Source organism: Mycobacterium sp. 1245801.1 (genome assembly GCF_001673055.1).
GTDB lineage: Bacteria > Actinomycetota > Actinomycetes > Mycobacteriales > Mycobacteriaceae > Mycobacterium > Mycobacterium europaeum_A.
Genome location: NZ_LZKY01000138.1, coordinates 1 through 10,849 on the forward strand (window position 1 = coordinate 1; position 10,849 = coordinate 10,849).

A 10,849-nucleotide genomic window follows, 5' to 3' on the forward strand; every position below is an offset into this window, starting at 1 on the left:
ACCACATCCTGGGCTTCCCGTTCACCGAGCACGGGCTGCGGCTCGGGGTCGAGGCGGCGCTGCGCAACCTGGCCCGCGTCGCCCCCACCCAGCGGCACCGCTACGCGCTGGTGGACATGGCGAACCGGGTTCGCCCCACCAGCACGTTCTAGGGGTTCGTGTTGGGCGCGACTCGGGGCCCGGTTGGGCGCTCGTTTGGGCGCGGCATCCGGCCCGCGTCCCGTCGAGTGTGAATCATGGGCGTTGAGTGTGAACCCTGGGCGGCGACACGCCGACAAACCACACCGTGGTTTCACACTGAAAGCCGCTATTTCACAGTCGATTTCGTCAACGCTGCACGCACCCGGTGGATGATCGCGGCGGGCCGGTCCTCCGCGACGACCCGGACGACGATCCAGCCCAGCCGCTCCAGCGTTTCGATCCGGCGAATGTCCTTGACGTACTGGCGTCGGTCGGTGCGGTGTTGGTCGCCGTCATACTCGACGCCGACCATGGCGTCCGGCCAGCCCAGGTCTAGGTAGGCGATCGGCAGGCCGTCGGCCCCCAGCACCGGGATCTGGGTCTGCGGCCGCGGCAGTCCCGCGTCGATGAGCAGCAGCCGCAGGTAGCTTTCCCGGGGCGACTGCGCGCCCGCGTCGACCAGCTCGAGCGCGGCCTCTAACGCCCGCAGCCCGGGCGATCGAGGGTGCGCGATCGCGACCCGCAGCACGTCGTCGACCTTGAAACCCGTTGCGCGCGCGAGGGCGTCGAGCCGCACCACGGCGGACCGCACCGCGCCCCGCCGCCCGATGTCGAAGGCGGTTCGCTCCGGTGTGGTGACGGGCAGACCGTCCTGGCGCTGAGTCTCACCGGCATACAGCGTTTCCCGATGCGTCAACACGCCGTTCGGGGGACGGGTGTTGGGATGGATCAGCTCAACAGGCACGCCGTCGGGGATCCATTCGGCGCCGTGCAGCGCCGCCGCGGCCGCTCCCGCGATGACCGCCCTGCGGCCCGACCACAGCCAGGCCGCGCGGATGCGCACCCGCAGCGACGGCTCCACGTGTGCGGGCACGTACACGTTCGGAAACACCGCGCGGTAGGCCGCCCGCAGCTGGTGGCGACTCAGCCTTCCCGACGCCAGCTCCTCGCTGCCGATAAACGGCACTTGCCTCATGCCGCGAACCATCTCACGTCGCACGCGGTCCGCGGGCGCGTCTGTGCACAGGCCCCGAGCGCACGGTATCGGCTACTTATCCGCCTAGCACGCTCACGCAGTCGCGGGCGATGGCCAGTTCTTCGTTGGTCGGGATCACCAGCACCGCGATCGGTGAATCGTCGGCCGAGATCTGCCGCGCCCCCTTGCCGCCGCCGAGATTACGGCGCTCGTCGAGCACGATGCCCAGTTCTTCCATGCCGGCCATCGCGTCGCGGCGCACCGCGGCGTCGTTCTCGCCGATCCCGGCGGTGAAGCTGATGACGTCGGTGTGCCCCAGCACCGCCAGGTAGGCGCCGACGTACTTGCGCAGCCGGTGGGTGAACACGCTGTAGGCCAATTGCGCTGCCTGGTCACCGGATTCGATCATGGTCCGCAGCCGGCGAAAGTCGCGCTGACCGGACAGGCCCAGCACGCCCGACCGCTGGTTGAGCATGGACTCGATGTCGTCGACGCCCATGTCGGCCGTGTGCGACAGGTAGCCGACGACGCTGGGATCGATATCGCCGCTGCGGGTACCCATCACCAGCCCCTCCAACGGGGTCAGCCCCATCGAGGTGTCCAACGGCCGGGAACCGGCGATCGCCGAGGCGGAGCAACCGTTACCCAAATGCAGCACAATCTGTTTCAGGTCGCCGACGGGCCGCTCCAGAAAGGCGGCGGCCTGCTCGCTGACGTAGCGGTGCGACGTGCCGTGGAACCCGTATCGGCGGATCTGATACCGCTGAGCGAGGTCGCGGTCGATCGCGTAGGTGGCTGCCGCCGGCGGCAGGTCGTGGAAGAATCCGGTGTCGAAGACCGCGATGTGGGCGATGTCGGGCAGCAGTTTGCGCGCGACCTCGATCCCCTTGAGCGCGGGCGGATTGTGCAGCGGGGCCAACTCCGACAACTCGTGCAGCCGGCCTATCACCGCGTCGTCCAGCAGCGTGGGCTGATAAAAGGCGTTGCCGCCGTGCACCACTCGGTGCCCCACCGCGACGATGCCGCTCGTCTTCAGGTCGATACCGTCATCGGCCAACGCGTCGAACGCGTGGCGCAGCGCGGCGTCATGATCGGGAACCGACGACGATTCCTCTCCGATCCGCTCCACCAGGCCCGTCGCCCGGGCTGTGCCCGAATCCGGGTCGACCACTTGGTATTTCAGCGACGACGAGCCGGAGTTGATCACCAGCACCAGGCGGGAGCCACTCGTTTCCGTCACGGCCGCCCCTGCGCCTGGATCGCGGTGATGGCCACGGTGTTGACGATATCTTCGACCAGCGCGCCCCGCGACAGGTCGTTCACCGGCTTGCGCAGGCCCTGCAGCACCGGCCCGATGGCGAGCGCGCCGGCGCTGCGCTGCACCGCTTTGTAGGTGTTGTTGCCGGTGTTGAGGTCGGGGAAGATCAGCACCGTGGCCCGACCGGCCACCGGCGAGTCCCGCAATTTGGTGGCCGCGACCGACGGTTCGATCGCGGCGTCGTATTGGATGGGCCCCTCCACCGGCAGGTCGGGGTCGCGTTTGCGCACCAATTCCGTTGCCGTCCTGACCTTGTCGACGTCCGCACCGGTGCCGGAGTCGCCGGTCGAGTAGGACAGCATCGCCACCCGCGGTTCGATGCCGAACTGGGCGGCGGTGCGTGCCGAGGAGATGGCGATGTCGGCCAGCTGCTCGGGCGTCGGGTTCGGGATGATCGCGCAGTCACCGTAGGCCAGCACCCGATCCGGCAGGCACATCAGGAAGATGCTGGACACCGTCGAGACGTCCGGGACCGTCTTGATGATCTCGAATGCCGGCCGAACGGTGTGCGCCGTGGTGTGCGCGGCGCCGGACACCATGCCGTCGACATGGGAGTTCTGCACCAGCATGGTGCCGAAATACGTGGCGTCGCGCATGGCCTCGCGGGCCTGCTCGACCGTGACACCCTTGGCCTTGCGCAACTGCGCGTACTGGTCGGCGAACTCGTCGCGCAGCGGGCTACTGCGCGGATCGATCACGGTCGCGTCGCCCAGGTCCACCCCGAGTTCTCCCGCGCGCTGGCGGATTTGGGCTTCGTCGCCCAGGATGGTCAGGTCGGCGACGCGGCGCTGCAGCACCCGGCCCGCCGACTGCAGAATGCGGTCGTCGTCGCCTTCGGGTAGCACGATGTGCTTGCGGTCCGCGCGTGCCTGCAGCGTCAGCTGGTGAATGAACATCTGCGGCGTGACCACGGTGGGAATCGGAATCGCAAGCTGGGCAAGCAGATCGGGGACGTCGACGTGGCTGTCCATCAACTCCAGCGCGGTGTCGATCTTGCGCTGCGAGGTCGCGGTGACCCGGCCCCGGGCCGACGCCGCCGCGCTGGCGGTGTCGTAGGTGCCCAGCGCGGTGGCGACGATGGGCAGGCGCAGCCGAAGCCCGGCGACCAGGTCGGCGATGGACGGATGCAGCTGGAAACCGCCGTTGAGCACGATGCACGACAGCGACGGAAAGCCTTCGGCCGCATGGGCACTGGCCACGGCCAGTACTACGTCCGAGCGGTCGCCGGGGGTGATGACCGCCATGCCGTCGCGCAGGCGTTCCAGGACGTGGTCGGCGGTCATCCCGGCGACCAGCACGCCGGTGACCTCGCGTTCGCGCAGTGACTCTTCGCCGCTGACCGGCGCCCCGCCGACGGCCTTTTCCAGCTCGGCCACCGTCGGCGCGGACAGCAGCGGCGCGTCGGGCAGCACGTAGCTGCGCTGGGCGAATTTGCGCAGGGCCTGCGCGACCTCGGTCAGCTCGGCCGGCTCACAGCGGTTGGCCACCACGGCGGCGGTGTGGGCGTGCTGGGCGTCCAGCTCGGCCAGGCAGACCTCGACGACGCTGGCGACCTCGGCGGCCGTGCGCCCCTTGCCACTGACCGTCAGCAACAGCGGCGCACCGAGATTGACCGCGATGCGCGCGTTGGTCGAAAGCTCTGCGGGCCGGGTCACGTCGGTGTAGTCGCTGCCGACGATCACCACCACGTCGCACGCCTCGGCCACCGCGTGGTAGGCGTCGACGATGGCGGCGATGGCCGCGTCACCGTCGGCGTGCAGCTGCGCATAGGTGACGCCGACGCATTGCTCGTAGGTCAGACCCGCGGTGGTCCGCGACAGCAGCAATTCCAGGATGTAGTCGCGGTCCTCGCCGTCGTCGGAGCGCGTAATCGGGCGGAACACACCGACTTTGGCGACCGTGGCGGTCAACCGGTGCAGCAGCCCCAGCGCGATCGTCGACTTGCCGGTCTCCGGCTCGGGGGCCGCGATATAGATCGCTGTCACTGGACGGGCAGCACGGCGCCGCAGACCGCTTAGGCCAGCCGCCGCAACCGCGGCGCCAGGTCCTTCTCGAAGAGCTCCAGGAACCGGCGCTGGTCATGGCCGGGCGCGTGGAACACCAGGTGGTTGAGGCCCCATTTCACGTACTGGCCGACCTTTTCGACCGCTTCGTCGGGATCCGACGCCACGATCCAGCGCTTGGCCACCTGCTCGATCGGCAGCTCGTCGGCGGCCTTCTCCATTTCCAGCGGGTCGTGAATGCTGGTCTTCTGCTCGGCCGTCAGCGACAGCGGCGCCCAGAACCGGGTGTTCTCCAGCGCCTTGTCCGGGTCGGTGTCGTAGGAGATCTTGATTTCGATCATCCGGTCGATGTCGTCGGGATTCTTGCCGGCCGCCTCCGCACCCTCCTTCATGGCCGGCATCAGCTTGTCCTTGTACAGCTCCTCGCCCTTGCCGGAGGTGCAGATGAAGCCGTCGCCGGCGCGGCCCGCGTACTTGGCCACCTGGGGACCGCCGGCGGCGATGTAGATCGGGATGCCACCCTCGGGCACGTCGTAGATGGAGGCGCCCTTGGTGTGGTAGTACTCGCCCTCGAAGTCCACCCGGTCGCCCAGCCACAGCTCGCGCATCAGCCGCACCGATTCGCGCAGCCGGGCATAGCGTTCCTTGAACTCCGGCCACTCGCCCTCGTATCCGGTGGCGATCTCGTTGAGCGACTCGCCGGTGCCGACGCCCAGGAAAATGCGGTCCGGGTACAGGCATCCCATCGTGGCGAACGCTTGCGCGATGACGGCGGGGTTGTAGCGGAAGGTCGGGGTGAGCACCGAGGTGCCCAGCACCAGCCTCTTGGTGCGCTCGCCGACGGCGGTCATCCAGGCCAGCGAGAAGGGCGCGTGTCCGCCCTCGTGCCGCCACGGCTGGAAGTGGTCACTGACGGTTGCGCTGTCCATGCCGTGCCCCTCGGCGGCGACAGCGAGTTCGACGAGCTCGCGCGGTGCAAATTGTTCAGCGGACGCTTTGTATCCGAGTTTCAGTTCAGCCACTCGTTCTTTCTACTCCTGTGCTGATGGTCGCGACCCGCTTCGCCCGGCTTCGCCGCGCTTGCGATCGCTCCTGTGCTGACGGTCGCGACCCGCTGCGCCCGGCTTCGCCGCGCTTGCGATCGCTCCTCTGCTGACGGTCGCGACCCGCTGCGCCCGGCTTCTACACTCGCGGGCATGGGATCGGCGCCAACCCTCGTCCAAGTGACCGACACGGTCTACCTCGCCCGGGGCGAGGCCGTTAACTGGACGCTGGTCGTCGATGGCACCGGCGTGCTGCTGATCGACGCCGGATATCCCGGCGACCGCGAGGACGTGCTGTCGTCGCTGCGGGAGCTGAGCTACGGCCCCGGTGACGTGCGGGCCGTCCTGCTCACGCACGCCCACATCGACCACCTGGGTTCGGCGATCTGGCTCGCCAACGAATACGGCACCGCCGTGTACTGCCACGCCGAGGAAGTGGGCCACGCCAAACGCGAATACCTGGAACAGGCGTCGGTTTTCGATGTGGCCCTGCGCATTTGGCGGCCGCGCTGGGCGGCGTGGGGCCTGCACGTGTTGCGCAGCGGCGGCCTGATCCGCGACGGCATCCCCTCCACCCGGCCACTGACCGCCGAGGTGGCCGCCGGGCTGCCGGGGCACCCGCGGCCGGTGTTCACCCCCGGGCACACCAGCGGGCACTGCTCGTACGTGGTGGACGGGGTGCTGGTCAGCGGCGACGCGCTGATCACCGGGCACCCACTGCTGCGTCGGGGTGGGCCGCAGCTGCTGCCCGCGGTGTTCAGCCACAGCCAGCAGAACTCGCTGCGCAGCCTGGACGCGCTGGCCCTGCTGGACACCGAGGTGCTGCTGCCCGGTCACGGCGACGTGTGGCGCGGCCCGATCCGGGAAGCGACTGCGCGCGCCATCTCGCTGGCTCAGTAGTGGAGAGGCGTTGTGCCGGTTGCTAAATCGATCGCATCGGGCTTTGATCGTGAATCCTGGGTCTTCAGTGTGAACCTACGGCGGGTGTTGTCGGCGTGTCGCCGCCCAGGATTCACACTGAAAACCGACGATTCACACTCGACCGGCGAAGGCGAAAACGGCTGAAGCGAACGCTCGAAACACCCGAGCCTGCTCAACTCAAGCCAGCCACTTCTCGAAGGCGATCGGAATGAACGGGCCCCACGACGGCAGCGGATCCGGTGTTATCCGGGTGTATCCCGTCGCGTCATAGAGCGCCTCGGCCTCCGGCTGCCGGTTCCCGGTGATCAGGTAGAGCCGCCGATACCCACGCGCCAGGGTTTCGGCCTCCAGCGCCGCCAGCAGCGCCTTGGCGTAACCGCGGCGCCGGTGCCTGGCGTCGGTCCAAATCCGCTTGAGCTCGGCGGTCTCGGCGTCGTACCGGCGAAACGCGCCGCCGGTCACCGGCTCGCCGTCCACCATGCCGATCAGCAGTCCGCCATCCGGCGGCGCCAACTCGGCCTCCGGCACGGGCAGCCAGGTCAGGTGGGTGCTCGGTGTCCCGCCGTACCGTTGCGCATACTCGACGGCCAGTTCGGCCAGCAGCGGTTGCGCCAGCGGGTCGTCGTGAGTGGCCGACACGAACCGCAGTCGGCCGCGGGGCGTGGTTGATTCCGGCATCACCAAGACTCAAACGCGTGTCGCGGTGACGTATTCCGGGATGAACTCCGAGTCGCCGACTCCGGTGCTTCGCCGCCTGCCCAGGCCCAGCGCACCCAGCAGTTCGGTGCGGCCGCGCCCGGCGGTCTCCCAGCCATTGGACGCCAAATACTCTGGCACGTAATGGTATTCGCCCGGATAGGTCAGGCTGGCCAGGTCGACGTCTAGACCGCGCTGTCGCCAGCCGTCGACGAATGCACGCTCGGCCCCGAGCTGCAACGGATTCCAGGTGGGCATGTGATCGGCGGTGAACCGGCTACCGGCGGCGCTCGAGGCGGTGACTGCGTCGAGCACATGGTTCTGCTCGTCGGGCGGCAGGTAGCCGACGAGCAGCTGCTCGGCGACCCAGACCGTGGGCTGGGCGGCGTCGAACCCGACCCGGCGCAGCGCCGCCGGCCAATCCTGGCGCAGCTCGATGCCGACCGCACAGCGGTGGGTGGCCAATGTGGCGTCCAGCCCGCGCAGCACCTCGGCTTTGAAGTCGAGCACCTGCGGCCGATCGATCTCGTAGACCGTGGTGCCCTTGGGCCACCACAGCCGGTACGGCCGGGTGTCGAGGCCCGACGCCAGGATGACCACCTGCCGGATGCCCGCCCGCCCGGCGTCGGCCAGGAATTCGTCCACGAACCGCGTGTGCGCCGCCAGCGCGTCCATCAGCGCCGTCATGGCCGGGTCGTCGCCCTCGTCGGCCGCGAACACGTGATCGGTGATCGCGCGGGTGAGGTAGTCGATCCCGACGGCGCACAACAGCGGCTCGGCGAAGGGATCGTTCAGCAGGCCCTGGTGGGTGGCCACCGCCCGCGCGGCCGCGCCGAAAGTTGCGGTCACCGCCACGTCAACCGTCTGCGCCATGGTCGCCTCAGACGCCGGAGCGCCGCCGCAGGGCCAGCCCGGCGGCCACTCGCCAGCCCAACAACAACAGCGCGGTGACCGTCGTCGCCACCACCACGAAACTCGCCGCCACGCCCGCGGAGGTCGCCTTGCGCAACAGCATGCCGACGAGCACCGTGCACAGCCACACGACGACCCCGGTCGGCGCCACCGCGGTCGGCCGGCGCCACGCGCGGGAGACGAGCCACCCGACGACGGTGCCGGTGAGAAACGGCCACGCCGTCACGGCGACGCCGGTGATGTTGAGACCTTCGTCGTGGCTGCGGCGACCCACGGCGCAGAACACCAGCACGCCGATGACATCCACCGCGAGCCAGGCCGGCCGCCGGAGCCTAAGCATGCAGCGAGACTACCGGGACGTCGCATGATCCTTGACCGCGCAGCCGCGGTGAACCTAGATTCGTCAGCAATGAATCCCCATTCACTCCGCCGGTCCGGCGGTGGTAACCGGCGGCCCGACGGTGGCAGGCTGAGGACATGAGCACTCAGACACCGCCCGCCTTCGACCGCGACGACCCGCTCGGCCTCGACGCCTCGCTATCCAGCGACGAGCTGGCGGTGCGCGACACCGTCAGGGAATTCTGCGCCGAGAACGTGCTGCCGCACGTGGCGGAGTGGTTCGAGATCGGCGACCTCCCGGTGCGCGAACTGGCCAAGGGGTTCGGTCAGCTCGGGCTGCTGGGCATGCACCTGGAGGGGTACGGCTGCGGCGGCGCCTCGGCCGTGCACTACGGGCTGGCGTGCGTGGAGCTGGAGGCCGCCGACTCCGGTCTTCGGTCGATGGTCTCGGTGCAGGGCTCACTGGCCATGTTCGCGATCTGGAATTTCGGGTCCGAGGAGCAGAAGCAGGAATGGCTGCCCGGCATGGCCACCGGTGAGCTGCTCGGCTGCTTCGGGTTGACCGAACCCGATGTCGGCTCCGATCCCGCCGCGATGAAAACCCGGGCGCGCCAAGACGGTTCGGACTGGGTGCTCAACGGCCGCAAGCTGTGGATCACCAACGGCTCGGTGGCCGACGTCGCGGTGGTGTGGGCCACCACCGACGATGGGATTCGCGGCTTCATCGTGCCCACCAAGACACCGGGCTTTTCCGCCAACACGATTCATCACAAGCTGTCGCTGCGGGCCTCGATTACCAGCGAGTTGGTGCTCGACGACGTGCGGGTGCCCGCCGAGGCGATGTTGCCCGAGGCCAAGGGGCTGCGCGGGCCGCTGTCCTGTCTGTCCGAGGCCCGGTACGGAATCGTCTGGGGCTCCATGGGAGCGGCGCGCTCGGCGTGGCAGGCCGCATTGGATTACGCCACGCAGCGCACCCAGTTCGGCCGGCCCATCGCCGGATTTCAGCTGACCCAGGCCAAGCTCGTCGACATGGCGGTCGAGCTGCACAAGGGCCAGCTGCTCTCGCTGCACCTCGGCCGCCTCAAGGACAGCGTGGGCCTGCGCCCCGAGCAGGTCAGCTTCGGCAAACTCAACAACACCCGCGAAGCGATCAAGATCTGCCGGACCGCACGAACCATATTGGGCGGCAACGGGATATCGCTGGAATACCCCGTGATCCGGCACATGGTGAACCTGGAATCGGTGCTGACCTACGAGGGCACACCGGAGATGCACCAGCTCGTCCTCGGCCAGGCGTTCACCGGCAGCGACGCCTTCCGCTGACGACAGACCCATGGCCGCACGCCTCGAGTACACGTCCGAGCATCACCAGTTCCGGGAATTGGTACGCGATTTCGTGCACCGGACGGTCGTGCCCAATCACGAGAAGTGGGAACGGGACGGCCAGTGGGATCGCGCGCTGTTCATCGAAGCCGGAAAGCTCGGACTGCTGGGCTTTTCCGTACCCGAGCGCCTCGGCGGCCCGGGCGTGGCCGACTTCCGCTACAACGCGATCGTCATCGACGAGTTGCAGCGGGCGGGCGCGGCCGCCGAGGCCATCGCCTTCACGCTGCAAAACGACGTGGTGCTGCCCTACCTCACCGACCTGACCACCCCAGAACAGCAACGGCGCTGGTTGCCCGGCGTGGTCACCGGCGAGACGGTGCTCGCCATCGCGATGACCGAGCCCGGCACCGGCAGCGACCTGGCCGGGATCCGCACGACGGCGGTGCCCGACGGTGACGACTACGTCGTCAACGGCGCCAAGACCTTCATCTCCAACGGGCAGATCGGCGACCTCTTCGTCGTCGCGGTGCGCACCTCGCCGGACCGTCACCACGGCCTGTCGCTGCTGGTCGTCGACCCCACCACACCGGGGTTCTCCCGCGGCCGCAACCTGGAGAAGATCGGCCTGCACGCCCAGGACACCAGCGAGCTCACCTTCACCGACATGCGGGTGCCCAGGGCCAATCTGCTCGAGGACGAGGGCAAGGGCTTCTACCAGCTGATGAAGAACCTGCCCCAGGAGCGGCTCGCGCTCGGGGTGGGGGCGGTGGCCGCAGCGGAAGGCATCCTCGCCCAGACGCTGGACTACGTGCGGGACCGCACCGCGTTCGGCTCACCGATCGCCAGCTTCCAGAACAGCCAATTCGTCCTCGCCGAACTGGCCACCGAAATCGACATCGCCCGCACCTATCTCGACGACTGCCTGGCCCAGCACCTGGCCGGCGAGCTGACCGCCGCGCGCGCCGCGCCGTATTCGCGCATGTAGCCGTAGCCGCCGTGCAACTGCAGGCAGCGGTCGGCGGTGCGCACCTGCAGGTCGGTGGTCCACCACTTGAGCCGCGCGGCGCGCGCGGCGGTCAGCTCGCCGGCCAGGTGCTGGGCCAGGCAGTCGTCGAGATAGGTGCGGGCGATGTCG

The 10,849-nt window shown here is 68.9% G+C and carries 11 protein-coding genes and 1 pseudogene; 4 read left to right on the plus strand and 8 right to left on the minus strand.

Annotated elements, in window-relative coordinates:
* A partial coding sequence (locus tag A5622_RS27995; protein ID WP_156752891.1) for a tetratricopeptide repeat protein occupies nt 1-152 on the plus strand: 152 nt, incomplete at its 5' end.
* A 155-nt stretch (nt 153-307) separates the two neighbouring features.
* Here the strand turns inward: A5622_RS27995 and A5622_RS08385 are convergent.
* The 4 genes from A5622_RS08385 to fgd form a co-directional block, all read right to left on the minus strand.
* Nucleotides 308-1,156, minus strand: a complete 849-nt coding sequence (locus tag A5622_RS08385; protein ID WP_066877861.1) for an endonuclease domain-containing protein — start codon at nt 1,154-1,156, stop codon at nt 308-310.
* A gap of 76 nt (nt 1,157-1,232) precedes the next feature.
* Nucleotides 1,233-2,396 carry an acetate kinase gene (locus A5622_RS08390; protein ID WP_156749186.1) on the minus strand — a complete coding sequence of 388 codons (1,164 nt, stop codon included), beginning with the start codon at nt 2,394-2,396 and terminating at the stop codon, nt 1,233-1,235.
* A complete protein-coding gene (gene pta / locus A5622_RS08395; RefSeq protein ID WP_066872398.1) occupies nt 2,393-4,459 on the minus strand; it encodes a phosphate acetyltransferase in 2,067 nt (688 codons plus the stop codon). Before pta ends, A5622_RS08390 begins: the two co-directional genes overlap by 4 nt.
* Nucleotides 4,460-4,488: 29 nt before the next feature.
* Complete coding sequence (fgd, locus tag A5622_RS08400) at nt 4,489-5,499, minus strand: glucose-6-phosphate dehydrogenase (coenzyme-F420) (protein WP_007768513.1); 1,011 nt, start codon at nt 5,497-5,499, stop codon at nt 4,489-4,491.
* Between the two features lie 174 nt (nt 5,500-5,673).
* On the opposite strand from fgd, the gene A5622_RS08405 reads away from it, so the two are divergent.
* Entirely contained in the window at nt 5,674-6,420 is a 747-nt protein-coding gene (locus tag A5622_RS08405; RefSeq protein WP_066872395.1) for an MBL fold metallo-hydrolase, read from the plus strand.
* Between the two features lie 198 nt (nt 6,421-6,618).
* Here the strand turns inward: A5622_RS08405 and A5622_RS08410 are convergent, their stop codons facing one another.
* The 3 genes from A5622_RS08410 to A5622_RS08420 are packed head-to-tail and all read right to left on the minus strand — an operon-like array spanning nt 6,619 to nt 8,389.
* Nucleotides 6,619-7,122 carry a GNAT family N-acetyltransferase gene (locus tag A5622_RS08410; RefSeq protein WP_066877862.1) on the minus strand — a complete coding sequence of 168 codons (504 nt, stop codon included), beginning with the start codon at nt 7,120-7,122 and terminating at the stop codon, nt 6,619-6,621.
* 6 nt (nt 7,123-7,128) lie between these two features.
* Entirely contained in the window at nt 7,129-8,010 is an 882-nt protein-coding gene (locus A5622_RS08415; protein ID WP_066877854.1) for a class I SAM-dependent methyltransferase, read from the minus strand.
* Between the two features lie 7 nt (nt 8,011-8,017).
* Entirely contained in the window at nt 8,018-8,389 is a 372-nt protein-coding gene (locus tag A5622_RS08420; RefSeq protein WP_066877860.1) for a DUF3054 domain-containing protein, read from the minus strand.
* A 137-nt stretch (nt 8,390-8,526) separates the two neighbouring features.
* Here A5622_RS08420 and A5622_RS08425 point away from each other — a divergent pair, with 137 nt between their 5' ends.
* Complete coding sequence (locus A5622_RS08425; protein WP_066872387.1) at nt 8,527-9,711, plus strand: acyl-CoA dehydrogenase; 1,185 nt, start codon at nt 8,527-8,529, stop codon at nt 9,709-9,711.
* Nucleotides 9,712-9,721: 10 nt separating this feature from the next.
* Nucleotides 9,722-10,681 (plus strand): annotated as a pseudogene (locus A5622_RS08430) (acyl-CoA dehydrogenase family protein); the annotation flags it as partial.
* Here the strand turns inward: A5622_RS08430 and A5622_RS28005 are convergent.
* Nucleotides 10,621-10,845, minus strand: coding sequence for an acyl-CoA dehydrogenase family protein (locus A5622_RS28005; protein ID WP_369829228.1), 225 nt, complete (start codon nt 10,843-10,845; stop codon nt 10,621-10,623). The pseudogene A5622_RS08430 and the gene A5622_RS28005 sit on opposite strands and share 61 nt — an antisense overlap.
* Nucleotides 10,846-10,849: the final 4 nt, after the last annotated feature.